This is a genomic window from Enterococcus sulfureus ATCC 49903 (assembly GCF_000407605.1).
Lineage (GTDB): Bacteria > Bacillota > Bacilli > Lactobacillales > Enterococcaceae > Enterococcus_G > Enterococcus_G sulfureus.
Window position 1 is genome coordinate 31,562 of the sequence record NZ_ASWO01000006.1, and the last position, 25,448, is coordinate 57,009.

20 protein-coding genes are annotated in these 25,448 nt (G+C 38.0%); 6 read left to right on the top strand and 14 right to left on the bottom strand.

Translation table 11 applies throughout. The features are described from left to right. The first annotated feature begins 3 nt into the window (after window positions 1-3). On the top strand, window positions 4-864 hold the full coding sequence (locus I573_RS09755) for a sugar ABC transporter permease (protein WP_016186525.1): 861 nt from the start codon (window positions 4-6) through the stop codon (window positions 862-864). Between the two features lie 120 nt (window positions 865-984). Further along, window positions 985-3,315: an ABC transporter ATP-binding protein/permease gene (locus I573_RS09760; protein WP_016186526.1), complete on the top strand. Its 2,331-nt coding sequence runs from the start codon at window positions 985-987 to the stop codon at window positions 3,313-3,315. 40 nt (window positions 3,316-3,355) lie between these two features. Here I573_RS09760 and pcp read toward each other — a convergent pair whose 3' ends face one another. The 7 genes from pcp to I573_RS09795 form a co-directional block, all read right to left on the bottom strand. Then, window positions 3,356-4,003: a pyroglutamyl-peptidase I gene (gene pcp / locus I573_RS09765; RefSeq protein ID WP_016186527.1), complete on the bottom strand. Its 648-nt coding sequence runs from the start codon at window positions 4,001-4,003 to the stop codon at window positions 3,356-3,358. Window positions 4,004-4,021: 18 nt separating this feature from the next. Next, window positions 4,022-4,951: a DUF979 domain-containing protein gene (locus I573_RS09770; protein WP_016186528.1), complete on the bottom strand. Its 930-nt coding sequence runs from the start codon at window positions 4,949-4,951 to the stop codon at window positions 4,022-4,024. Continuing rightward, complete coding sequence (locus I573_RS09775; protein WP_016186529.1) at window positions 4,951-5,637, bottom strand: DUF969 domain-containing protein; 687 nt, start codon at window positions 5,635-5,637, stop codon at window positions 4,951-4,953. Before I573_RS09775 ends, I573_RS09770 begins: the two co-directional genes overlap by 1 nt. 140 nt (window positions 5,638-5,777) lie before the next feature. Then, window positions 5,778-7,001 carry a DUF1015 domain-containing protein gene (locus I573_RS09780; protein ID WP_016186530.1) on the bottom strand — a complete coding sequence of 408 codons (1,224 nt, stop codon included), beginning with the start codon at window positions 6,999-7,001 and terminating at the stop codon, window positions 5,778-5,780. Window positions 7,002-7,003: 2 nt separating this feature from the next. Then, on the bottom strand, window positions 7,004-8,185 hold the full coding sequence (locus I573_RS09785) for a phosphoglycerate dehydrogenase (protein WP_016186531.1): 1,182 nt from the start codon (window positions 8,183-8,185) through the stop codon (window positions 7,004-7,006). Continuing rightward, window positions 8,186-9,271, bottom strand: a complete 1,086-nt coding sequence (gene serC / locus I573_RS09790; RefSeq protein ID WP_016186532.1) for a 3-phosphoserine/phosphohydroxythreonine transaminase — start codon at window positions 9,269-9,271, stop codon at window positions 8,186-8,188. Window positions 9,272-9,413: 142 nt separating this feature from the next. Continuing rightward, window positions 9,414-11,363, bottom strand: coding sequence for a sucrose-specific PTS transporter subunit IIBC (locus I573_RS09795; RefSeq protein WP_016186533.1), 1,950 nt, complete (start codon window positions 11,361-11,363; stop codon window positions 9,414-9,416). Window positions 11,364-11,578: 215 nt separating this feature from the next. On the opposite strand from I573_RS09795, the gene I573_RS09800 reads away from it, so the two are divergent. Together I573_RS09800 and I573_RS09805 are read left to right on the top strand one after the other, a co-directional pair. Further along, window positions 11,579-13,054 carry a sucrose-6-phosphate hydrolase gene (locus I573_RS09800; RefSeq protein ID WP_016186534.1) on the top strand — a complete coding sequence of 492 codons (1,476 nt, stop codon included), beginning with the start codon at window positions 11,579-11,581 and terminating at the stop codon, window positions 13,052-13,054. A 15-nt stretch (window positions 13,055-13,069) separates the two neighbouring features. Next, window positions 13,070-14,047 carry a LacI family DNA-binding transcriptional regulator gene (locus I573_RS09805; RefSeq protein ID WP_016186535.1) on the top strand — a complete coding sequence of 326 codons (978 nt, stop codon included), beginning with the start codon at window positions 13,070-13,072 and terminating at the stop codon, window positions 14,045-14,047. Window positions 14,048-14,079: 32 nt separating this feature from the next. Here I573_RS09805 and I573_RS09810 read toward each other — a convergent pair whose 3' ends face one another. The 4 genes from I573_RS09810 to I573_RS09825 form a co-directional block, all read right to left on the bottom strand. Next, window positions 14,080-16,263 (bottom strand): alpha-galactosidase, encoded by a 2,184-nt coding sequence (locus I573_RS09810; RefSeq protein ID WP_016186536.1) that lies wholly within the window; start codon window positions 16,261-16,263, stop codon window positions 14,080-14,082. Between the two features lie 22 nt (window positions 16,264-16,285). Further along, window positions 16,286-17,116, bottom strand: a complete 831-nt coding sequence (locus I573_RS09815) for a carbohydrate ABC transporter permease (RefSeq protein ID WP_016186537.1) — start codon at window positions 17,114-17,116, stop codon at window positions 16,286-16,288. Between the two features lies 1 nt (window position 17,117). Next, window positions 17,118-17,990 (bottom strand): carbohydrate ABC transporter permease, encoded by an 873-nt coding sequence (locus tag I573_RS09820; protein ID WP_016186538.1) that lies wholly within the window; start codon window positions 17,988-17,990, stop codon window positions 17,118-17,120. A gap of 61 nt (window positions 17,991-18,051) precedes the next feature. After that, complete coding sequence (locus I573_RS09825) at window positions 18,052-19,341, bottom strand: ABC transporter substrate-binding protein (protein WP_016186539.1); 1,290 nt, start codon at window positions 19,339-19,341, stop codon at window positions 18,052-18,054. A gap of 134 nt (window positions 19,342-19,475) precedes the next feature. Here I573_RS09825 and I573_RS09830 point away from each other — a divergent pair, with 134 nt between their 5' ends. Both I573_RS09830 and I573_RS09835 read left to right on the top strand, forming a co-directional pair. Continuing rightward, entirely contained in the window at window positions 19,476-20,945 is a 1,470-nt protein-coding gene (locus I573_RS09830; RefSeq protein WP_016186540.1) for a response regulator, read from the top strand. 1 nt (window position 20,946) lies between these two features. Beyond that, window positions 20,947-22,641 (top strand): sensor histidine kinase, encoded by a 1,695-nt coding sequence (locus I573_RS09835; RefSeq protein ID WP_016186541.1) that lies wholly within the window; start codon window positions 20,947-20,949, stop codon window positions 22,639-22,641. 25 nt (window positions 22,642-22,666) lie between these two features. On the opposite strand, the gene I573_RS09840 is transcribed toward I573_RS09835, so the two are convergent. From I573_RS09840 to I573_RS09850, 3 genes are all read right to left on the bottom strand, one after another. Beyond that, the gene (locus tag I573_RS09840) at window positions 22,667-23,545 is read right to left on the bottom strand and encodes an SPFH domain-containing protein (RefSeq protein ID WP_016186542.1); all 879 of its coding nucleotides are present in this window, start codon (window positions 23,543-23,545) and stop codon (window positions 22,667-22,669) included. Window positions 23,546-23,635: 90 nt separating this feature from the next. Beyond that, window positions 23,636-24,589, bottom strand: coding sequence for an oxygen-dependent tRNA uridine(34) hydroxylase TrhO (gene trhO / locus I573_RS09845; protein ID WP_016186543.1), 954 nt, complete (start codon window positions 24,587-24,589; stop codon window positions 23,636-23,638). Between the two features lie 106 nt (window positions 24,590-24,695). Next, the gene (locus tag I573_RS09850; protein ID WP_016186544.1) at window positions 24,696-25,436 is read right to left on the bottom strand and encodes an alpha/beta fold hydrolase; all 741 of its coding nucleotides are present in this window, start codon (window positions 25,434-25,436) and stop codon (window positions 24,696-24,698) included. Between the last annotated feature and the right edge of the window lie 12 nt (window positions 25,437-25,448).

The window sequence follows — 25,448 nt, forward strand, 5'->3', positions numbered from 1 at the left end:
AAGATGAAGAAAACGAGTTATCAAAAACAAGAACGTGGTACATTGACCTTCGTTTACGTCTTATTGACTGTATTGGCGATCATCTGGCTATTTCCAATTGTTTGGATCGTATTAACAAGTTTTCGTGCCGAAGGTGGTGCGTTTGTTCCCTACATCATTCCAAAACAATTTACCTTAGACAATTATAAAGTCTTATTAACGAATGCAAGTGGCAATTTCCCATTTGTGCGTTGGTTTTTCAATACGTTATTCGTATCGGTTTTCAGTTGTCTCTTCTCGACTCTGATCACGATCGCGATGGCTTACGCCTTATCTCGCTTGCGCTTTAAATTACGCAAACCGTTTTTAAAAGTAGCGTTGGTATTGAACATGTTCCCTGGATTTATGAGTATGATCGCGATCTATTATATTTTAAAAGCAATGAATCTAACGGGTAGTTTATTCGCTTTGATCTTAGTTTACTCATCTGGGGCGGCTTTAGGCTTTTATATTGCTAAAGGATTTTTTGATACTGTACCGATGGCATTAGATGAATCGGCGATGATCGACGGAGCAAACAAGTGGCAGATTTTCACTAAGATCACCTTACCCTTATCAAAACCAATCATCGTATTTACAGCTTTAGGTGCGTTTACTGCACCTTGGATGGACTTCATCTTTGCCAAAATCATTATGGGCGACAAAGTCGAAAGTTATACAATCGCGATTGGATTGTTTACCATGATGACCAAGTCGACTGCGAACTCACTCTTCATGGCGTTTACAGCAGGTTGTGTCTTGATCGCCATTCCAATCACTCTTCTTTTCATTTATTTACAACGTTTTTATGTAGAAGGAATCACTTCTGGTTCGGTTAAAGGCTAAATAATTAAGCATCCCTTTCTTTTTAAAGAAAAGGATGCTTTTTTTTGCATAAACTTTTCAAATTCGTTACAATCACGTTAATGAATGATTAAAAATCTGACTACAGAAAAGGGTATGCGTATGTTAAATCTTAAAGATATTAAAAAATATTATAACGTAGGTGGGACAGAGACACGTGCATTGGATGGTGTCACGGTTGCTTTTCGCAAAAAAGAATTCGTGGCCATTTTAGGTCCAAGTGGTTCAGGGAAAACCACGATGCTAAATGTCATCGGCGGATTAGATCAATACGATAGTGGTGATTTGATCATCAATGGACAGTCTACGAAACATTTCAAATTGACAGACTGGGATGCTTATCGTAATAACTCTATCGGCTTTGTTTTCCAAAGTTACAATTTGATTGGGCATCAAGGAATTTTAGATAACGTCGAACTAGGAATGACATTAAGTGGAATCCCTAAAGAAGAACGTCGCAAACGCGCACAAGAAGCATTAGAACGTGTTGGACTAAAAGATCATCTCAACAAAAAACCTAGCCAATTATCTGGTGGTCAAATGCAACGTGTCGCTATCGCACGGGCATTAGCAAATGATCCGGAAATCTTACTTTGTGATGAACCAACCGGTGCTCTAGATTCTGAAACTAGTGTACAGATCATGAATTTGATCCAAGAATTATCTCAAGAAAAATTAGTCATTATGGTAACACATAATCCTGATCTTGCTAGAGAATATGCCGATCGTATTATTGAATTTTCAGATGGGAAGATCCTAACAGACTCCAATCCTTATATCGAAGAAAAACCAGATAACGATTTTGAATTAAAACGTACGCGGATGTCTTTTTTGACGGCTTTGCGCTTGTCGTTCAATAATATTCGTACCAAAAAGGGGCGGACATTTTTAACGTCATTTGCTTCAAGTATCGGAATCATTGGTATCGCGATCGTATTGTCTTTGTCCAATGGATTTCAAAAGCAAATCGACAAAACTCAATCTGAAACACTTGCTCAATTTCCGGTGACAATTTCACAGATCACACAAGACAATACCGAACTATTTAGTAACGCTAACACAAAAAAACAAGAAAAAGCTGCTAAAGATCAAGTTCTAGCAAAAACGAGTGAACAAGATCTTGCTCAACATACCAATGATCTTTCTACAGAGTATGTCGACTACATTAAAAAAATCAACCCAGACTGGAGCAATAATGTCAGCTTTAGTCGTTCCACCAACTTAAATTTATTACGTGACGTAGACGGAACGATCAAACAAGTTCAATTTTCTAATGCAAAAGCTGAAGGTCAAAATGCTGCAAGTTTTGCAACCTCTACTGGTGTTGGAATTTCTGTTTTCCCTGACCAATTAGATCCATCAAAAGACAACTTCTTAAAACAAAATTACCAAGTCGTAGATGGCCAGTATCCAAGTAATCCAAATGATTTAGTTTTAATCGTAGATGAAAACGGCACAACAAACGTCAATGCCTTAAATAACTTAGGCTTTGATGTCAAAAACGGAGAATCGATTTCTTATCAAGACATTTTAGGAACGACTATTAAATTAGCCTTCAATAATGCCTATTATACGAAACTACCAACTGGAAACTTTATTCCCAATCAAGATTTGACAAAAGTTTATGATAATAGTCAAAATCAAACCTTAAAAATTGTCGGAATCTTAAAAGCGAAAAGCTCAGCGACAATGGATCTACTCGCTCCTGGGATCGCCTATAGCGATTCGTTAACGCAAGAAGTTATCAAACAAAACAAAGACTCTGAGATCGTGAAAGCACAAGATCAAAGCAAGACGAACGTGTTAACGAATGAAACGTTAGATGAAACCAAAAAAGCTGCAGTGTTAACTTACTTGGGTGCAAATGCAACACCAAGCAGTATTTATATCTATCCAAATAACTTTAAAACAAAAGAAAAGATTTTAACCTATTTAGATGATTACAACAAAGGAAAAGATAAAGCCGATCAAGTCTTGTATACAGATTTAGCGGGTACTATGACGAAATTAACTGGTGGCTTAATGGATGCAATTACTTACGTTCTTGTTGCCTTTGCTGGGATTTCATTAGTCACTAGTATGATCATGATCGGGATTTTGACCTATACTTCTGTTTTAGAACGAACCAAAGAAATTGGGGTCTTAAAAGCTTTAGGGGCACGTAAAAAAGATATTACGCGTGTATTCGATGCTGAAACCGCGATTTTAGGTGTTGCTTCTGGAGTATTAGGTGTCGCTATTGCGTATGCGGCTACTTTCCCAATTAATCAAATTTTAGAAAATCTAACCGATTTACAAAATGTAGCACAACTCAATCCGATTCATGCAGTGATTTTAATCGTGATCAGCACGATCTTAACCATGCTCGGTGGTCACTTACCTGCACGCATGGCTGCAAAAAAAGATGCTGCTATTGCCTTACGAGCAGAATAATTAAAAAAAGCGAAATGACACTAGTGTCATTTCGCTTTTTTTAATGTGTCGTTCCACCAATTTGTTTTTCATCCGCTTTTCCGTCATAGGCTACGATTGTTTCTAAGGCAACAGTCAAGCCTTTCACAATATCCTCTAAACTCATCGCTGGCATATTCGGACGCGTCACGACTTGTTCTGGTAAAAAGGGGACATGAACGAATCCACTTTTGACATTTGGAAACTCTGTTGCCGCTAAATGCAATACTTGGTATAAAATATGATTACATACAAACGTTCCAGCTGAATTGGATACAGAAGCGGGTAAATCGTGTTCTCGAATCGCTGATACGATCGCTTTAACCGGTAATTTTGCAAAATAAGCTGCTGGACCCTCTTCTTGGATTGCAACATCGATTGGTTGTTGCCCTTCATTATCTGGGATTCGTGCATCGTCGACGTTGATCCCTACTCGCTCAAATGACAGATCAAAACGCCCACCGGCTTGCCCTACTGATAAGACATAGTCATATTCTTCTTTTAACAAAGCCTCTTTGACAACTGCGGCACTTTTATGAAACACCGTCGGAATCTCTAATTTTGTAATCGTAGCACCAGCAATTTCATCTGGTAATTTCTTCACCGCTTCAATGGCAGGATTTGTAATATCTTCGCCAAATGGATCAAATCCAGTTACTAAAATACGCATATAATTTTCCTCCTAAATTTAAAATGCCCAAAAATACATCAAGACAATATGCACCACGATCATCAAGAATGCAATCACAGCTTGCTCTTTAATTACCCCATATGGACTCTTCATATCCATTAATGAAGCAGGTAATGCATTAAAATTGGCTGCCATCGGGGTCAATAACGTGCCACAATAGCCAGCTGTCATCGCCAAGGCTCCAGCAATCGCAGGATCTGCTCCTTGAGAAATAACAAATGGAATACCAATACCTGCTGTAATGACCGTAAAGGCCGCAAAAGCATTTCCCATAATCATGGTAAAAAAGACCATGCCCAATACATAGGCTAAAACACCAAAGAATTTACTCCCTTCTGGTACCACACCGCTAATCAACGTTGAAATCACTGTTCCTACCCCAGAAACAGTAAAGATCACACCTAAAGCGGCTAATAATTGTGGTAAAATCCCTGAAGTCCCCATCGCTTGGATCATTCGATCACTTTCGCGCATCGTTTGTTTTGCTGAACCTTTAAAAATAATCCAAGCAAAGAGTGTACCAATTACCGCTGCGACCCCAATTGCCACTTTACCTGATTGCGGAATGAATTTAGCTAACACCATTGAAATCACAGCTAAGCATAATACCGGGATAAACAAGCGATTGCCATATTTTTTCGCTGATTTTTCTAACGTTGCAACTGAAAAATCAGGAAATTTTGTAATACTAAACTGTTTAAAGATCGTAATCACACCTAATAAGACAACCAATACTCCTGCTGCAACAGGTGGAATCACTTTACCAAATGTGAATAAAATACCTAGATCAAACCAAAACAAGGCACTTCCAACACGTTTTGCATTTTCTTTTTGTTGAAATACTTTCACACCAGTATACATTAACTGTAAGCCAATCAAAATGTAGAACCATTCGAGTAATTGATCCCAAAACGTCACTGTTTCCACTAGTTATCCCCCTTTTGCTCTTTATAGGTACGCGCTAATTTACGATCGTATAGATAATTGCTGATCCCCACAAAAATAAAGGCAATGATCGCAACTGGCATCGACGCTTTCGCGATATCCCAACCCGTAATTTTATAGCCTAACGAGTCTAATGTACTTACGATCAATAACACTCCAGAAGCAGCTAAAAAGGTATTTTGACCGTAGAAATTTCCGTAATTATCCATGGCAGCGGATTTTCCTTTGATGACTTCTTTTTCTTCTTCTGTGATCTCGCCGTATTTTGCTTCAGCTGCGGCTTCTGCCATCGGTTGGACCAAAGGACGGACAAATTGAGGTTGTCCTCCAAGACGAATCGAAAATAAGCCTGCAACTTCACGAATCGCTAAATAGATCGTTAAAAATGAACCTGTGGTGAGCCCTTTGATCCCTTTGATCAAACGTACAGCTTGTTCTTTTAAGCCATGCGCTTCGGATAAGCCGATCAACGGTAAGGTAATAAAAAAGATTGTCACCAATCGTTGATCAATAAAGGCTTGCCCTAGTGTTTCCAAAAATTCAATCGGTGTTAAACCGGATACTAGTGCTGTGGCCAAACCTGCTACAATAACGACTGCAATCGTATCAAGTTTTAAAATAAATCCTACGACAATAATCAAAATTCCAATTAACTTAATCCATTCCAAGTGAACACACTCCTTTATACTTTTGTGAACTATTTCTTTTTTTCGATCTAGACCACTTAAATAGTAGAATACTATATTCTAAAAGCGAGTGCAAATCCAAATAAAAAAACAGAAGTGAGGATTCCTCACTTCTGTTTAGATTAAGCTAGACTATAAATAAATAACCCACTCAATAATTTTGGCTCAAACCACGTTGATTTTGGCGGCATGATTTCACCAGCATCCGCGACGCCTAATAAATCACTCATTTGTGTCGGATACATTTCAAACGCCAATACCCAATCTGGGCTTGAAACTTTTTTCTCTAACTCTTTTTCACCACGGATCCCACCGACAAAATCGATGCGTTTATCCGTACGGACATCTTCGATCCCAAATAACGGGGTTAAGACGTGTTCTTGTAAATAAGCCACATCAAGACTTGCTGCTGGATCAGTTGATCGTAGTTCTTCTTTGACTACTAATTGGTACCACGTATCCTCAAGAAATAAATTGATTTCGCCTTTTTTACTTGGTTTTTGATACCCAATTTCATTGATTTCAAAGACTTTAGCTAACTGCTCGAATAACTGTGTTTTTTCAACAGGAACATTGACGATGCGATTGTACTCATAGATCGCAAGTTCCGTTTCTGGGAATAAAATCGATAGAAAAGCTTCACCTTCAGGCGTTGCGAGTTGTTGTTCGCGTTTTTCCAATCCAATTTTTACTGCTGATTCCGTACGATGATGACCATCTGCGATATACAACGCTGGAACTTCTGTGAAGGCTGCTTCAATTTGTGCGATTACACTCGCATCATCGATCGCCCACACTTCATGTGTTACGTCGTAAAAACTTGTAAACCGATACAACGGCACATGTGTTTGAGGCCATTCTTTCATGATCGTTTCTAAAGGTTTTGTTTGACGGTAACTTAAAAAGATCGGACTAGTATCAGCGTTACACGCGCGGATATGGTTCATTCGGTCCACTTCTTTTTCTGGACGAGTGTATTCATGTTTCTTGATTTTACCATCTAAATATTCTTGGATCGAGGTTGTCGCTACGATCCCTGTTTGTTTACGTCCATTCATTGTCAGACGATACAAATAATACGCGGCTTTAGCTTCTTGTTTTAACCAGCCATTTTCTAAAAATTTCGCTAGATTTTCAGCTGCTTTTTGATACACTCGCGCTTCGTAAGGACTCTCTAAATCTTCTAGATCGATTTCTGCACGGTCGATATGAAAATAACTATACGGATTGTCTTTCGCATATTCCTTTGCTTCTTTGCTATCTACTACATCATACGGCAGTACTGCTACTTCTTTTGCTAATTCTTCTTTCGGACGAATCGCACGAAACGGACGAACTTGAACCATAGTTAGATGACCTCCTGATTTTTGATAATGCGCACCCGAACGACATCTTCGCTACTTTCTAAACGGGCCAATACATCTTGTAAGACAGCTTCATCGGTTTCTGTCACATCAACTAAAGTATAAGCAAACTCACCACGTCCACGATTGATCATATTGTCGATATTGATTGAAAATTCCGCAATTGCTGAAGAAATACGTCCAAGCATATTAGGAATATTTTTATGAATGACCGTAATACGATATGGTGAATGAAAGGACATCTCAACCGTTGGAAAATTAACTGAATTTTTGATAACGCCTGTTTCTAGATAACGTTTCAATGTTCTAGCGGCCATTTTCGCACAGTTGATTTCCGCTTCTTCCGTCGATGCACCTAAGTGTGGCAAGACGGTGATATTAGGATGATGCAACAAACGCTCTTCGGCAAAGTCGGTTGTAAAGCCTCCGATTTCACCCGCTTCAATTGCTGCCAATACAGCATCCGTATCTACGATTTCACCACGAGAAAAGTTTAATAATCGTGCGGTTTTTTTCATTGCCGCGATCTCTTTTGTGCCGATCATATTGCGTGTACTGTCAATCAACGGGACATGGACGGTAATAAAATCACAGGTTTTTAAGATTTCATCCATTTCTTGTGCGCGTTTGACGCGACGTGAGATGCTCCAAGCAGTATCCACAGAAACATAAGGATCGTATCCCATCACTTCCATACCTAAACGATACGCATCATTTGCGACCATCGCACCGATCGCCCCTAGACCGATAACACCTAATTTTTTTCCGACTAATTCATGACCAGCAAATTGTTTTTTATTGGCTTCTACATGACTCGCAAGGTCTGTTTCTGTTTGTTGTTGCACCCATTCAATCCCTTGGACTACAGGACGCACTGCGATAAACAAACTCGTTAACACTAACTCTTTTACCGCATTGGCATTTGCACCAGGAGTATTAAAGACGACCACACCATTTTTCGTACATTCTTCAACTGGAATATTGTTGGTCCCAGCTCCAGCACGAGCGACAGCGACTACACTTTCAGGAAAGGCATATTCATGTAATTTTTGACTGCGTAAAATAATTCCATCTGGTTGTTCACTCTCATTGATCGCATAACGTTCTTTTTCAAAACGCTCCATTCCTTCTGAAGCAATGGCATTGAATGTTTTAATTTGAAACATTTACTTTTCCCCCTGTTTTTGCTCAAATGTGTGCATAAATTCGACTAGCGCTTGAACCCCTTCAAGCGGAAAGGCGTTGTAAAGACTCGCACGCATGCCCCCAACGGAACGGTGCCCTTTTAAGTTTTCAAATCCAGCTGCAGTTGCTTCTTTGACAAATAATTTGTCGATTGCGTCATCTCCTGTCACAAATGGAATATTCGTTAGTGAACGAGAAGCTGGATCGACTGGACTTGAAAATAAGTTCGATGCTTCTAAAGCGTCATATAAGACATTGGCTTTTTCTTGATTTTTTTTCAAAATGGCCGGTACGCCGCCTTGTTCTTTTAGCCACTCGAATACTAAACCAGCCATATAGATCGCAAACGTCGGTGGTGTATTATACATCGACTCATTTTTGGCTTGTACCGCATAATCTAACATTGGTGAAAATATTGGGGTATCATTTAAAAAATCTTCGCGAATAATCACAACAGTTAATCCAGCAGGTCCAATATTTTTTTGTGCACCAGCATAGATCATCGCAAAATCTTCAACTTGGTAGTCATTGCTTAAAATATTTGATGACATGTCGGCGATCAACGGGATCGTTTTCGTGTCTGGGATCGTTTGAAATGCGACCCCACCAATCGTTTCATTAGTTGTAATATGAATATAGGCTGCCTCTTGATCAAAGGCTTCTTCTGGGATCGTAGGGATCGCTGTGAAATTCGTCGCTTCCCCAGTTGCGATCACCTCGACTTCGACATTTGGCACCATTTGAGCTGCTTGGATCGCTTTTTTCGCCCATGCTCCTGTATGGACATACAACGCTTTTTTATGTTGGGCAAAATTCAACGGGATCATTGAAAATTGCAAACTTGCACCACCTTGCATGAAAAGCACGCGATAGTTTTCTGGAATTTTCATTAGATCGCGTAATAACTGCTCTGCTTGGTTGATCACGTCTAGGAATAAGGAGGACCGGTGACTCAGTTCCATTATGGACATCCCACTATCCTCGTAATTTAATAAGGATGCTTGGGCTTTTTGTAATACCTCTTGTGGTAAAATTGCAGGTCCAGCTGAAAAATTATAGATTGTCATGTAGTTCGCTCCTTTTTCCTTTATGTGAAAATCATTATAACAAAAGAATGTCAGATGATAAAGCTATTATGAAAAAAAGAGAATTTCCTAGGAAATTCTCTTACAAAATTTAAATAACATTCATTTTTTATGCATATATACGTTAACTTGGCTGTGTAAGCAATAATACTGGAGCATTTTCTGCTACTGGACCAGTTGCAGTCATCTCGACATTCGCATAGGCCGTTGTATTGGTGATGATCGTCATGACTGTTGGATCGTATCCTTTTTCTACAATCGCCGCTCTATCAAACGTTCCTAAAACTTGACCTTGTTTCACGATCGCACCTTGAGTCAACTTAGTATCAAAATGTTCTCCGGCTAAATTGACCGTATCGATACCAATATGGACCAATACTTCTGCTCCATGATCAGATTGAATACCAAATGCGTGTTTGGAATCATACACGACCGTCAACACTCCGCTAACAGGTGCTGTCACTTCATTGCTTTCGGGAATCACAGCAAATCCTTTCCCCATCATTTCTGTAGAAAAGACTGGATCGTTCACTTCTTTTAACGCTACCACACGACCAGCAACTGGTGACGTAACGGTTTCATCTTGAACACCCGCTACATCGTGCATTGGATCTTCGTTGATCTCAACTGCTACATTATCTGTTGCATCCGTTAATGGTTCAACCATTTTTTTCTTAGCGTAGACAAATGTTAGGGTAAATGCAATCCCAAAACTAATCAATGCTGAGATGGCAAATCCTGCGTATCCTCCTGGTGCGATCGAGATGAATCCGATCACGCCAGCAGAACCTAATGAACTCGCTAATACATGGAAGATTCCAATAAAGGCACTTGCGATACCTGAGGCGATCATGGCACAAAAGAATGGGAATTTTAATTTTAAATTGACCCCAAAAATCGCTGGTTCCGTAATCCCTAATAACGCTGAGATACTCGCACTAGAGGCTAACCCTTTTTGTTTTTCATTTTTTGTTACCACAAAAATCGCTAATGTAGCAGCACCTTGGGCAATATTTGCCATCGATGCAATTGGGAAGATAAAACTTCCACCCGTTTTCGCAATATCAGCTAATAATGTTGTTTCGATTGCTGGAAAACTTTGATGAAGCCCAGTAATCACGATTGGTGAGTAAAATGCACCAAAAATCGCTAACCCAAAAGGTCCTGTTGTATCATACAACCAAACTAAACCATTTGTTAATCCATCAGAAAAGGCACGCATAATCGGTCCTACTGCAATAAAAGTCAAAAATCCAGTTGCAATAATAGACAGCATTGGCGTAAATGTAAAATCTAATACAGATGGCATTTTTTTATGCAAATACTTTTCGATCGTTGCCAAAATATACGATACTGCTAAAACAGGTAGTACAGATCCTTGATAACCAGCTTGGGCTACTTGTAAGCCAAATAGATTCCAAAACGGCATCGAACCATCCGCGATGGTTTTTGCAACATCGTATCCATTGACCAACATTGGCATAACCATGGACATCGCCATCGCAGCCCCTAGATAAGGATTTCCTCCAAACCGTTTCGTTGCAGAAAACCCAACTAAAATTGGTAAGAAAGCAAATGGTGCTGAAGCTAGCAAGTTAATGATCGAGGCCAAATCAGCAATCGCTGGAAACATTTGAACAAGTGATTCTGGTCCAAATAATTTTGGTGACGTCAATACATTGTTTAACGCCATCAACAAACCGCCGGCAACTAAAGCTGGAATAATAGAAACAAAAATATCAGATAATACCTTAATCAAATCCATAATTGGATTTTTACGTTTGCCTTCTTGCGCGACTGCTTTTAATTCTTCCGTTGACGCTTCTTTTACAGGTACGATGTTGACTAATTCTGCGTATACCTTATTGACATCCCCTGGTCCAATAATGATTTGATATTGACCGTTTGTCTCAAAAGTCCCTTTTACATCTGGATCATTATCAAGTGCAGCTTGGTCGATCGCTTTGGTGTCTTTAAGCACTAAACGCAACCGTGTCGCACAATGTGCGGCAGCAACAAAATTTTCTTTCCCAACTGCTTGAACGATTCGTTTTGCGACTTCTTTGTGGTTCATATGAACGTTCCTCCTTTTTTGTGAAACCGTTTTTTCATCTTTATCATACCTGATTTTTAAAAAATGTCAAACGTTTATCAAAAAAATATTTAAAAAAATAAAAAAGTTGTTTTGAAAGCATTTGGTAACCTTATCATTTGTTATACGTTTGACAAAAAGTTGAAAATCGTCTATTTTATATCTATAAAGAATACGGTTTCTAAAAGGAGAAAAAAATGAAGATTATTAAGAACTGGACGACTCCCTTGCGGTATCAACCTTACGGACAGTGGTCCAAAGAATACGTAGCAGCATTGCAACAACAAGTCGATCAATCTATTTGGCGTTTTCATTATCACATCCAACCAGATACAGGTCTGTTAAACGATCCCAATGGCTTTTCATATTTTAATGGCCAATGGCATGTCTTTTATCAAGCGTATCCATTTGGACCCGTTCATGGTCTGAAATCTTGGTACCATCTGTATTCAGATAACTTGATCGATTGGAAAAAAGATGGTATTCGCTTAGAAGCAGATACCCCTTATGACTCACATGGTGTCTACTCAGGTTCGGCACTACCTGTAGGTGATCAATTATTTTTAGCCTATACTGGTAATGTTCGTAATGAACAGTGGGACCGCCATGCGTATCAATTAGGTGCCATGATGGATACAGACTTTACGGTAAAAAAATGGGATACCCCTTTGATTCCTGACCCACCTCAAGGCTATACACACCATTTTCGTGACCCTCAGGTGATTTGGTATCAGGATACTTATTATATGATTATTGGTGCGCAAACTACTGATGAAAAAGGAAAAGTATTGTGTTATCAATCAGATACACTAAGTGATTGGACATTACTTGGTGAATTGGACTTTACGTCTGAAGATATGGGCTACATGATTGAATGTCCGAATCTTTTATTTGTCGATGGCACACCTGTTTTGATTTTTTGCCCACAAGGAATGCCAAAAGAAGTTCGTTCTTATCAAAATATTTATCCGAATACGTATATCACTGCAGAAAGCTTTGATACGACAACGGCCACTTTACGTTCGCCTTCTGCTCTTTCTCATATCGACGAAGGATTTGATGTTTATGCTACACAAGGCTTTCAAGCACCAGATGGCCGTGCACTAACTATCGGTTGGATCGGGCTACCTGAATTGACGTATCCTACTGATCAAGAAAATTGGGCGCATGGACTGTCCTTAGTTCGTGAATTACACATGAAACAAAATCGATTGTATCAAGTTCCAGCTGCTGAAACGACTGCACTACGTCAACAACAATCTACTTATACTTTAGAAGACTTACAAGACAAGGTGACTGTTTCTACCAATAGTTATGAATTACAACTGACCTTACCGGCAGAGCAAACAGGAGAATTAGTTATTGCAAGTGATCTAGATAAAAATAACGGTTTAGTCATTGCCTACGATACAACTCGTGGTATGATAACCGTAGATCGTGGTCAAATGTCTCATGTCATTAATGCAGAATATGGCACCACACGCCAATACCAAACAAATCCTGGTGAGATCCATTTACAACTGTTCGTTGACCAATCTGTGTTTGAACTCTTTATCAATCATGGTGAAGCCGTACTAAGTGGTCGAATCTTCCCTCTTGAAGATCAGCGAACGCTCTTTTTAAATGGTCTAGCTCAAGACATCGCGTTTTGGCCTCTACGATCAATGAATTAAAATGAGGGAGTTCATATGGTAGTAAAACTAACCGACGTTGCAAAAAAAGCCGGTGTTTCACCAACAACAGTATCTAGAGTCATCAATAATTATGGCTCATTAAGTCAAAAAACGATCCAAAAAGTACACGAAGCGATGAAAGAACTAAATTATCAACCAAACTCTTTAGCACGTTCTTTACAAGGAAAAAAAACCCAATTAATTGGGTTAGTTTTCCCCACTGTCGCCAATCCTTTTTTTGGAGAATTGGTCGAATTACTAGAGACAAAGTTATTTACACGTGGTTATAAAACAATCTTATGCGATTGTGCACACAATAGTGAAAAAGAACGAAGCTATTTAAATATGCTTCATGCCAATAAAGTAGATGGAATCATTGCAGGCGCGCATAATTTAGGGATCGAAGAATATAAAGAACTCGATTTACCCGTTGTATCTTTTGATCGCTATTTAGCAGATGGGATTCCTATTGTAGGTAGTGACAATTTATATGGTGGTTATCTTGCAACAGAAACCCTTTATCAGCAAGGGGCTAAAGAGATTGCAATCGTTACAGGTAGTCTTTCTTCTAATTCACCAACAAATGACCGTCTGCTTGGCTATCAAGAATTTATTGAAAAGTACGATTTGACTGAACACGTTTATCGTTTTGCTGAATTTGAATCTTCACCTGCCTTAAAGTTAAGAAAGCTAAGAACAATCTTACTCAATCGCGATTTTGATGCACTTTTTTGTACGGATGACCTTACCGCACTACTCGTTGCCAACCTTTGTCGTGAACTACACCTTTCGATTCCAGAAGATCTACGTTTGATTGGATATGATGGAACGAAAATGATCCAAACCTATTTCCCCCATCTTATGACGATTGCTCAACCGATGGAAGAAATGGCCGACTTGTTGATCGAGTTATTGCTTTGTCGTATTTTAACACCTGAAAAACCTTTGGATTCACTCTATGTTTTACCTGGTAAACTTATCCATCAAATATAAAAAAGGAAAGACTCGATCGAGTCTTTCCTTTTTTATATTGCTTTAATATGAAATAAAATACTTTGAAAATCGCCAATTTGTGGTAGTGGTACATAAAGTCCCATCTGCATCAATTCATCTCCATAGAGTATTTGTTCATTATTGACTTGATAGCGTTTGGTTGGATCCAATGCCGTAAATTTTAGAACATGCAACGGTTCTGAAGGTTCGATCAACCCTCTATAATAATACGCGATTGCTTCAGTCTTCTCTTGATTTACGACCATAAACGCTGCATCTTTTTGTTCAAATGGACTCACTAACCGATAAAAAGCTCCGTATTGTAATAATTGACGATGCTCTTTATAAAATGCGATGGCTTCAGCTAATTCTGCTTTTTCAGATTGTGCTAAAGCCGTTAAATCTAGTTCTAGTCCAAAAATCCCACACATCGCGACATCCCGACGAAACGCAAGCGATGTATAACGACCCGTTTGATGATTCGGAACTGCTGAAATATGAGCGCCCATTGTGGATGGTGGAAAAAGTTGACTTGTTCCATATTGGATTTTTAATCGTTCATACGCATCCGTATCATCACTTGTCCAAATTTGAGGCGTATAATACAACATCCCAGCATCAAATCGACCTCCACCGCCAGAGCAGCCTTCAATCATGACCTCAGGATAGGCTACACACAATCGTTCTAATAATGCATACACTCCTAGAATATAGCGATGGAAAAACTCACCTTGACGATCATATGCTAAACTTGTGCTGTACGCTTCAGTAATATTTCGGTTCATATCCCATTTGATATAGTCGATTTGCGTTTGATCTAAGATAGCCGCAATCGCATCAAATAAATAATCTTGCACTTCAGGATTGGCCAAGTCTAGTACATATTGACTACGACTTAATGAACGTTTGCGTTGTGGTGTTTGAATCGCCCAATTTGGATGGTGTGCAAACAACTCGCTTTTCTCAGAAATCATTTCAGGTTCAAACCATAAGCCAAATTGCATCTCATGAGCATGTGCATAATCGGATACTCCAGCTAAGCCTTTAGTCAATTTCGTAGTATTCACTTGCCAGTCGCCAAGTGAAGTCTGATCATCTTCACGCTTGCCAAACCACCCATCGTCTAAAACAAACAATTCGACACCAAGTAGGCTCGCTTCATCAATTAAGGTCTCTAAGCGCTCCTGATTAAAATCAAAGTACGTGGCTTCCCAATTATTGATCAAAACCGGACGTGGTGTTTTTTTAAATGGTGAACGAATCACATGTTCTTCAAAAAAGCGATGAAATTGCTGCGACAACTCGTTTAACCCTTGAGCACTATAGGCCATAATGGCTTCTGGTGTAGTAAACGTTTCTTCAGGTTGTAGTGTCCACAAAAATTTATCTGGATTGATTCCCATGGTAACACGCACCTGATCATACGCGTCTTTTTCAATCATCGATTGATGATTCCCGCTATAGAGTAAACAAAATCCAAATGCTTCACCTTGAAATTCGGTTGTTTGTGGCGTTAACAAGGTAAAAGAAGGATGATGAAAGTGACTACTAGCACCTCTTGTACTCGCAATTTTTTTGACTCCACTTGTAATGGTTTCACGAATAATCATACGTTCACGTGCCCAAGCTCCACTTAGATGCTGCAACTGTCCTGGTGAAGTCGCAAAATCAAATGCTAGACTTGCCGCTTGTTGTAGTTTTACAACAGCTTGACTACGATTAGTGATTTTCACTGAACGTGCAATCACATCCATATGTTGAAACACGGTATACATTAATGCAATGTCAATTTCTTTAACGGGATCTTTGAGATAGATCACGAGTGTTTTTGCTTCATCTTTTTGTGCAAAAGATTGTGGCAATCCCATCAACTCTGGTTTTGTTGTTACTATTTCATAACGATCAAACACCAATTGCGTGACTTGACTACCATCTGCGAATTCTAGCGCTAACGCTGGTTCCCTAAAATCACCGCTACCATTTGTTGGATACTCTTGTAATAAAGTATCTAAAGAAAAGAAACGATCTGTCGTTTCCGCTGGATTTGGTGAAAATGAGCGGTCAAGTCTAGGGTAGCGAAAGTGTCCTGAGTAATGTTTGATTGCTTTTCCATAATAAATTTGTGCCAATTGTCCAAATTCTTCGACCTGAAAAAGATAACTGATTCGGCCATTTGTTAAATGAAATGTGTTATTTTGTTCTGTAATCATCACCATACTCATACTCCTACCCTTATTTTTATTTAACTGCACCTAGCATCCCTTGTACGAATTGTTTTTGTAAGACAAAGAAAATGATTGCAGTTGGAATTGTGGCTACGACAATACTCGTCATCATCATACCATAATCTGGTGTATAGGATGCGCCCATCACCGATAAGGCGAGTGGTACTGTACGTTTCGTTGGTGATTGTAACGCAACCAATGGCCATAAATAATTGTTCCAGCTATTCATAAATGTAATAATGGCTGCTGCTGCATAGGTATTTTTTGCAGCTGGCATATAAATACGAAAGAAAATTTGCCACTCATTTAGTCCATCGATTCGTGCCGCTTCAACTAAATCTTTAGGAAATGCCTTAATATTTTGACGGAAAAAGAAAATTAAAAAGGCGGTACAGATACTTGGAATGATCACAGATGCTAAAGAATCCAGTCCTAAAAATTTAAACGGTGTTCCATTTAATTTGCTAAACATCGTGTACAATGGGATCATCAAAGCAGAAAATGGGACCATCATTGACAATAATAAAATATTAAAAATAAATTCTTTACGTTTACTTTTAAAAATCTCAAATCCATACCCTGCGGCTGAAGATAAGATCAAAGCAAAAATCGTGGTGATGAGCGCAATAATCGCTGAGTTTTTCAATGAATTTAAAAAACCCACATCATTGGTCAACATATTTTGAATATTGACCATCAACTGGTCGCCTAGCATAAATTTCCCTGCATTGATATCAACCGCTTTATTGGTCGTACTCAAAATCATCCATAAAAATGGAAATAATGAAATAATCGAAGCAAAAATGAGGACAATATATTTTACAATCGAGCCGAATTTTTTCATGTTATTTCTCCTCCTTTAAAACCATACGTTGAATTAGTGATAATAAAACAATAAAGAAGACGATTACAAATGAAACCGCTGCTGCATAGCCAAAGTCTGGCGTAAAGCGGAAGCTCAAATTATAAATATATTGTGATAACGTAGTCGTTCCGTTTGCTGGTCCACCTTTGGTAATATTTTGAACTTCATCAAATAATTGCAATGTTCCAATCGTTGAGGTAATCGTCGTAAATAAAATAATGGGTTTTAAATTCGGAATCGTAATTTTAAAGAATTGTTGGATTTTTGACGCACCATCGATTTCAGCTGCTTCATAAATCTCATTGTCGATATTTTGCATCCCAGAAATATAAAAAATCATGTTGTATCCTGTCCAGCGCCATGTAATCGAGACAATGATCAAAATCTTAGCCCATAAAGAATCGGTTAACCAAGGAATTGCTTGGTCGATCCAGCCTAGGCTTAACAACATATTATTTACAAATCCATTGGTTGCAAATAAGCTTTTGATAATCAATGAATACGAGACCAACGACGTAATCGCAGGTAAGAATAAAGCCGTTCTAAAAAAACCTTTAAACTTTAATTTACGATCATTCAGTAATTGTGCAAAAATCAATCCTAAAAATAGCATAATCGGTACTTGAATGATTAAATAAATAAACGTATTCACAAATGCCTTTCGAAACGTTGTATCGGTAAACATCCGTTTGTAATTGTCGATGCCGTTAAAGGTCATCGCAGTCGGTGCACCCGTTTGAAACGAGCGAATCAATGCAAAAATCATTGGTACAAAGACAACTAATGAAATCAAAATAATCGGTAGTAAAATAAAACTGCGGCCGTTACTTTTACGTGTGGTTTTTTGTTCCATGATATATCCCCCTATTATCCCCTATATGTATAAGAGAGTAGGCAAGCCTACTCTCAAAAGTTTATTGTTTTACACTTGCTTCCACTTGTTTTTGTGCATCTTTTAAGACTTTATCGATATCATCGCCATTGATGATTTGTTGGGCATATTCTGACATCACTGTTTCGATCGCATACGTATCTTGACCATAGTTGACTGCAGGTACATCATTCATCCAAGTTGAGAAGTCAGCATATACTTTTTGATCCCCATAAAATTCTACTGGCTCTTGGTAAATCGGTGTTTCTTTCGCAGCTTTTAAGGTACTTACTAATCCGATTTCTTTTGTCAATGTTTCCATCAATGGTTTGCTACTTGCAAAAGTATCTTTCATAAAGGCTTTTGCTTTTTCTGTGTCACCCACACCTTTTAGTACATACCAGCTTGAACCACCTAAGTTAGAGGCATTAGCTGAACCTTTAATATCACTTAATTTTGGTGTTGGTGCAATATGCCATTTTCCAGTTTGATCTTCAGCTTGTTTGATCGAGCTAGAGTACCAAGAACCTGTTACTGTAGAGGCTACTTTTCCAGTATTCACTGCTTCAACTCCAGCATCCCATCCAGCTACTGGTTCAGAAATGCCATCTTTGATTAAAGAAGCAAAAACTTTTAACCCAGCTTTTAGTGCATCGTTATTTTCGATATCGACTTTACCATCTTTATCGGTATACCAAGAGCCTGCTGATTGCATCATGACACGAACTAATCCTAGATCACTTGGGTCAACCGTTAGCATCGCTTTTCCTGTTTTTTCTTTCACATCTTTTGCGATTTTAATGTAGTCATCCCACGTGATATCTTTCAACGCATCTTCTTCATATCCCGCTTCTTTTAATAAGTCCGAACGATAGTACATTCCTGTTACACCACTATCAAATGGAATTCCATATACTTTGCCATCATTTGAGATCGATGGGAATTTATATTCTGCAAAATCGTCTTTTTTCACAATATCACTTAGATCTTCAAAAGCATCTGGATACGATTTCAAAAATCCTTGTGCACGATAATCTTCAATCAAAACAATACTTGGTAACCCATCTTTATTATTTGCACTCAATGCGGTATTTAATTTTTGTACAACATCTTCTTGCGAACTAGAGACGATTTTTAGATTTTCTTTATCTGGTTCATAGACTTTATCTGCTTCTTCTAATGCTTTAATATTATACGTTGGATCCCACGCCCAAGCCACTAATTCAGAATTGTCTTTTTTGCCACTATCACTTGTTTTGTCATCCCCATTGCTACAAGCGGCTAGTAAAAATACTGAACTTCCTAGCAGCGACCACTTAATAAAATTTTTCATGCTTACTTCCCCCTTTACTTTGTGAATTCATGATATACTAAATAACACACATTTTTAATACTTTTGTTAACGCTTTCAAAAATAATACAAAAACATAAAATATTTACCAATTTGAACAGAAAGAAGGATGCTTTGTGAAGCGACTATTGATTGTAGACGATGAAAATGAATTACGCAACGCAATGATTGATTTAATTCCTTGGGAACAATACGGCTATAATGTAATCGGAGCTGTCGAAAATGGTGAACAAGCAGTAGACTTACTCGAACAACACCCGATTGATTTACTGATTACAGACTTAATTATGCCAAAAATGGATGGATTACAATTGATTCAGCAGGCAAAGCGCATCCAACCAACCTTACATATTTTGATTTTAAGCAACTATAGTGAGTTTGATTATGTCAAACAAGCCCTACAATTAGGCGCATCAGATTACTTGCTTAAGGCTTCTTTCTCAGAAAAAGAAATCGCACCTTTATTGACGCGTTTTAATCAAGACACACCTAACTTACTCGTCTCACATTCCGCAGAAATGCAAGTGAAATTATTGTTGACGACAAGTGCTGTCAATAGTGATCAACATGCTTTTTTTTCGAGGTTCCAAACCAAACGTCCTTTATTACTTGTAGCAAAAGTAACCAAACAACCGGAAAAATTCAAGCAACCGTTGAAAGAATACTTCGCACAACTTTTTCCAAATACATTGATCGTTTCAGTACTCTTTCAAAAAATGTATCTTTTTTTCATTGATACACCAGCTGATTCCACTGCGATCAAACGAGTCATCAATACGAATTTCACTTGTCAAAAACAGCTATTCTTTGTAGCTGATTTTATTTCAGACTCAACGCAACTCTCGATTCTTTTAATGGAAAAAATTCAACCTAAGCTTGATTTTGGTTTCGCTTTAGAAGACACTCAACTATTATTTGTTGACGATTCTGTAGCATTTGACGCGATTCCAAATTTTCCTAAGCAAACCTTTAAACATTATTTTGCTGTAGATGATCCTATTGGGGGAATTGAATTTTTACTTGATCATCTGTTGCATTTACGACATCTTGTACTATCTGAGATGCAAGTAAAAGAACATTTTTCGTATTTACTATTTGCACTCATCAATGAATTAGAACAACTCAATTTCACTTCTCAAGAGTTGGCCTTAATAAAATTAGAATTTTTACAAGAAATGAATCTAGCTCAAACAAAACTGACAATGATCGATGGTTTTTCAACACGATTACGTCAACTAATAGACATTTTTCGTTCAAGAGAACAAGAAGCCAACTTACCTTTTCACGAAATTTCAGATTATCTATATCGCAATACACATCGTCAAGTCACCTTGAAGGAATTAGCCGAGCAATTTCATTACAATTACAGCTACCTATCGTCACTTTTCGCTCAAGTCGTTCATATGAATTTTACCGAGTATTTGACAGAGCTTCGTATTAAACGTGCAAAAGATCTACTTGATCAAGCAAGTTTAACGATTTCTGAAGTAGCTGAAGCAGTCGGATTTTCAGATATTAGTTATTTTTCTAAAGTATTTAAAAAACGAACAGGTCAAACACCTAGTCAATATAAACGGGGAATTTAATATGGTCCAATGGTATAAAAAAAATGAATTATTCGTTCAGTTCTTTCTGCTTTTTTTAGTTAGTATTTTAGTCGTTGCACTGATCAGTGTCCTCATTACATTAAAAAGCGCTGAAAAAGTCTATGTTCAAGCACATACGAAAAGCGTAACCAATAGTATCAAAAGAGTACAAGAAGATTACACTAAATTAAACGATAGCATCACCAATCAATTTTTGGAACTCCAAAAAAATCCCTATATCGCTACTTATTTAGTGGATAATCCTTTAGATCCGGTTGCTAAGTATCAATTGTTATTTGAATTGACCAAAAGTCTTCAGACAAGTAATTATCTCTATGATAAAATCCCTACTAACTTATTATTGGTCAATTTAAAAGGAAAGTTCTTTTCCCAAAATGGTGTCTACCCAATCGACTCTGCGAATGAGTTACAAACACGTTCTTTTTTTGAGGCCACACTTGCCAAGCCGTATCAGATACATTATCAAAAAATTGATCGTGGTTACTTTTCTTATGTCAAAAATGAAGATGGATTAGTCGTTTCAAAAGCAATTTTTGATGACCAAGATCATATTGTTGGGGTTGCTTTACTATTTGTTTCCTCTTCTGATTTTTCTAAATTTTATCGTTCGATTTTCAATGAAGATGTCGATCAAATCGTTATCTATGATACAAAAAAAACAATGATTACAAGCAATCAATCTAACCAAAAAGCAACAAAGTTAATCGATTTAAACTCAATGATATCTGACGCAAGCTTGACGATCCAAAATTTCCCCATTGCTACATTTGGATATACCTTGAAATTAGTCACCAATAATCAGGTCGTAGCAAATGAATTATTTTTACAACCCTTGATTTATAGCTTGCTCGCCTTAATGATCAGCTTGAGTGCTGGAATGGCTTTTTGGTTGATCAAAAAACGAATTCAACCGTTGTATGAGCTAAAAGATCACTTGCAATCTGTAGCTTATGGAGATTTACCTGCCAAAATACCGGTATCTGGAACACAAGAAATCCGTTCCCTACAAATGGCTTACAACAAAATGCTCGATGATTTAAACGATTCGTTAACAGAGATTATGGCGCAAGAAGAAATAAAACGGGAAATGGAAATGCGTGCATTACAACTGCAAATCCAACCGCATTTTATTTACAACACACTCACTGCGATTAAATTTCAGATTATGAAACAGGAAAATGACACTGCTGTAGATGCGATCGAGGCATTTACTCGCCTATTGCAATACACGATCGGTCAAAGCGCTGAAATGATTCCATTAGCAGAAGAATTAGCCATATTAGCAGACTATATTAAAATTTTACAAATGCGTTTTGGTACGCATGTTCATGTTCATGTATATCAAGATCTTGTCAGTGACCAATTGATCGTACCAAAACTTTTACTACAACCAATCGTTGAAAATGCCTTTATCCATGCCTTTCCTAATGAACGCGTTGGACAAATCAATCTCTTGTTATCGGAAACCGATACGCAGCTTAAAATCGAGATCATTGATGACGGAATCGGAATGAAAGAAAAAACAGATCCCCATAAACGCTTTTCTGGGATCGGGCTTACAAATATCAAAGAGCGCTTATGGTTAGCGTATAAAGAAAGAGCAAGTTTTTCCCTTACTAGCATCCCAAATCAAGGAACAATCGTGTTATTGATCTTACCAAAAAAGAGGGGGTGACAGACTTCTGTCACTCCCTCTTTTTTTATCGCCCAGATCGCTCTTGGATATCTCCGGTATTGATAACTGGCTGCGTTCCTTTATCGGTAATGATCGACACCAGTAAATTATTGATCAAATGGACTTTACGATCATCGGTAAAGACGATATCTTGTCCATCTTGGATTTGCTCTAGAGCCATTTGTGTCATGGAAACAGCTCCTTCAACAATCGTTTGACGCGCAGCTAAAATCGCACGTGCTTGTTGACGCTGTAGCATCGCACTCGCAATCTCAGTCGCATACGCTAAATGATTTAATCGTGTTTCGATTACTTCAACACCTGCAACGGCTAAACGTTCTTGTAATTCTTTTGCCAGTTCTGCGGAAATTTCACTAGTATTGCCACGAAGAGTTAGATCATCCTCATTAAATGTATCGTACGGATATTGAGATGCAATATGACGAATCGCTGTCTCACTTTGAATCTCTACAAATTCTTTGTAATAATCTACATCAAATAATGCCTTAGCAGTATCGACTACTTTAAATACCACAACTGCAGAAATTTCGATTGGATTTCCATCTAAATCATTGACTTTCAACGTGGCACTATTAAAGTTTCGTACTTTTAATGATACATTGATTTTTTGTGTCAATGGCGTCGTGATAAATAATCCATTGTCTTTGATGGTTCCTAAGTATTGTCCAAAAAATAAGATCGCTTTTGCTTGATTTGGACTGACGATTGTCAGTGAGCTAGCAAATAAGCAAATAATGATGGCAATCAGAATACTTAGGATCACTAATGTTGGATTGTCATTCGTTACCCCCGTATACACTAAAAATGCATCGCCTACTAACACAATGAATAAAAAGAGTAATCCAAGATATCCATTGATATGGAATGTTTGTTTTTCGTTCATATACTCTACCTCCCTTTTTATCTAGTATCGCACATTTTCACTATGCTGACAAAAATACAAAAAAAGAACTCGCAATGTGCGAGTTCTTTTTTATGCAGTGACTTCTTCTTGAATAGCCGCTAGACGTGCGACACGTTCTTCAGCAGAAATATTGTGTTTGACGATATAACGATTATGCTCACTTGCTGCACAGTCATAGCTACAGCCGCCTAAATGTTTCGCTTCATTTTCTTCAGAAGTTAAGATTTGGCGGTTACACTCAGGATTGGCACAGTTGATATAACGCTCACAAGGTGTACCATCAAACCAATCTTTCCCAACGATTTGTTTGTCGACTTGATTGATTTCAACTGCGATACGATCATCAAAAACATACATTTGACCATCCCACAATTCGCCACGTACTTCAGGATCTTTACCATACGTTGCAATTCCACCATGAAGTTGAGCTACATCTTCGATTCCTTCTCTTAATAACCAGCCAGAGAATTTTTCACAACGAATTCCACCTGTACAATATGTAACCACTTTTTTATCCATAAATTGTTCTTTATTGTCTTGGATCCATTGTGGCAATTCACGGAAATTGCGAATGTCTGGGCGAATCGCGCCACGGAAATGACCTAAATCGTATTCATAGTCATTACGGGCATCGATTACGATTGTATCTTCATCTAATAATGCTTCTTTAAATTCAGTTGGTTTTAGATATTTTCCAGTTAATTCATGCGGGTCAATATCTTGTTCTAAGTTTAATGACACCAATTCAGGGCGAGGGCGAACAAACATTTTTCTAAATGCATGACCTTCTGACTCGTCGATTTTAAACATAGTATCAGCAAAACGAAGGTCTTGTAACATGTGTTCCATGTATGCCTCTGTTTGTGCGATTGTTCCTGATAGTGTGCCGTTGATTCCTTCATTTGCTACTAAAATACGTCCTTTTAGATCCAGTGACTTACAAAATGCTAAGTGCTCTGCAGCAAAAGCCTCTGGGTCTTCAATAGTTGTATAATTGTAGTATAGTAAAACACGATAGTCCATATATAGTGTCTCCTCCTTAAATTTATACCTTGTCCATTATATAGAAGAGTCTAATGAAAAACTAGTTTTTTGTTCAATTTTTTTCGTTTTCTTTATAGATTCCGTTTTAATCTAATAAATGTTTCACAAAGAAATTTGTGACGAGATCCATCGTCTCTGTTTTCACTAAATGACGTTCCTCTTTTTGAATAAACTCAAGCCTTAACTCCGGATGGGATTTGATAAACTGTTCGACATCTTCAAAAGGAATTTTCTCATCTTCTGTTCCATGCCAAAATAACATTGGGCGTGTCCCTAAGGTATCAAAACGTTGCATCAAGTCATAATGATCTGTCCAACTTAATAAGGCTTCATAATCTTTAGGCAACATCAATCCGTATTTTTTAGCATTTGCAGCAATTCTTTTTTTATACATCGATAGATCTGGTGACCCCATAATACACGCGGCCGCTTTGATTTCTGGGTGTTGAGTCACAAGTGCTGTTGTGGTCATCCCTCCCATCGATACACCTCCAACTCCGTATACTCCAGTAGTTAGGTTTAATTTTTCAAAGTAAGCGATGATCGTATCAAATTCAAATAGATTGGTATGAATACTTTGCCAAAAGGTCAAGGATGGAATTTTAGAACGCTCTGTTTTGCGTTCACCATGATTCATCGCATCAGGTAAAATCACACGAAATCCTGCTGTGGCTAATTTTCTTCCTTGCGTCAATACTAATTCTTTAGCTGTTTGCCATCCATGATAGTATACAATCATAGGTAATGCTTCATAAATCTTAGTTTCTTGTACCACTTCTAATATCGGGATATTTCCAATTTTTCGTTTTCGCACAGCAATTTTCATTGCAATCAACTC

What these genes read in the sequence shown, in the direction of transcription:
- I573_RS09755 (WP_016186525.1), top strand. Translation starts at nt 4, where the DNA reads ATGAAGAAAACGAGTTATCAAAAACAAGAACGTGGTACATTGACCTTC.
- I573_RS09760 (WP_016186526.1), top strand. Translation starts at nt 985, where the DNA reads ATGTTAAATCTTAAAGATATTAAAAAATATTATAACGTAGGTGGGACA.
- pcp (WP_016186527.1), bottom strand. Translation starts at nt 4,003, where the DNA reads ATGCGTATTTTAGTAACTGGATTTGATCCATTTGGCGAAGATATTACA.
- I573_RS09780 (WP_016186530.1), bottom strand. Translation starts at nt 7,001, where the DNA reads ATGGTTCAAGTTCGTCCGTTTCGTGCGATTCGTCCGAAAGAAGAATTA.
- I573_RS09785 (WP_016186531.1), bottom strand. Translation starts at nt 8,185, where the DNA reads ATGTTTCAAATTAAAACATTCAATGCCATTGCTTCAGAAGGAATGGAG.
- serC (WP_016186532.1), bottom strand. Translation starts at nt 9,271, where the DNA reads ATGACAATCTATAATTTTTCAGCTGGACCTGCAATTTTACCACAAGAG.
- I573_RS09795 (WP_016186533.1), bottom strand. Translation starts at nt 11,363, where the DNA reads ATGAACCACAAAGAAGTCGCAAAACGAATCGTTCAAGCAGTTGGGAAA.
- I573_RS09800 (WP_016186534.1), top strand. Translation starts at nt 11,579, where the DNA reads ATGAAGATTATTAAGAACTGGACGACTCCCTTGCGGTATCAACCTTAC.
- I573_RS09805 (WP_016186535.1), top strand. Translation starts at nt 13,070, where the DNA reads ATGGTAGTAAAACTAACCGACGTTGCAAAAAAAGCCGGTGTTTCACCA.
- I573_RS09810 (WP_016186536.1), bottom strand. Translation starts at nt 16,263, where the DNA reads ATGGTGATGATTACAGAACAAAATAACACATTTCATTTAACAAATGGC.
- I573_RS09815 (WP_016186537.1), bottom strand. Translation starts at nt 17,116, where the DNA reads ATGAAAAAATTCGGCTCGATTGTAAAATATATTGTCCTCATTTTTGCT.
- I573_RS09820 (WP_016186538.1), bottom strand. Translation starts at nt 17,990, where the DNA reads ATGGAACAAAAAACCACACGTAAAAGTAACGGCCGCAGTTTTATTTTA.
- I573_RS09825 (WP_016186539.1), bottom strand. Translation starts at nt 19,341, where the DNA reads ATGAAAAATTTTATTAAGTGGTCGCTGCTAGGAAGTTCAGTATTTTTA.
- I573_RS09835 (WP_016186541.1), top strand. Translation starts at nt 20,947, where the DNA reads ATGGTCCAATGGTATAAAAAAAATGAATTATTCGTTCAGTTCTTTCTG.
- I573_RS09840 (WP_016186542.1), bottom strand. Translation starts at nt 23,545, where the DNA reads ATGAACGAAAAACAAACATTCCATATCAATGGATATCTTGGATTACTC.
- trhO (WP_016186543.1), bottom strand. Translation starts at nt 24,589, where the DNA reads ATGGACTATCGTGTTTTACTATACTACAATTATACAACTATTGAAGAC.
- I573_RS09850 (WP_016186544.1), bottom strand. Translation starts at nt 25,436, where the DNA reads ATGAAAATTGCTGTGCGAAAACGAAAAATTGGAAATATCCCGATATTA.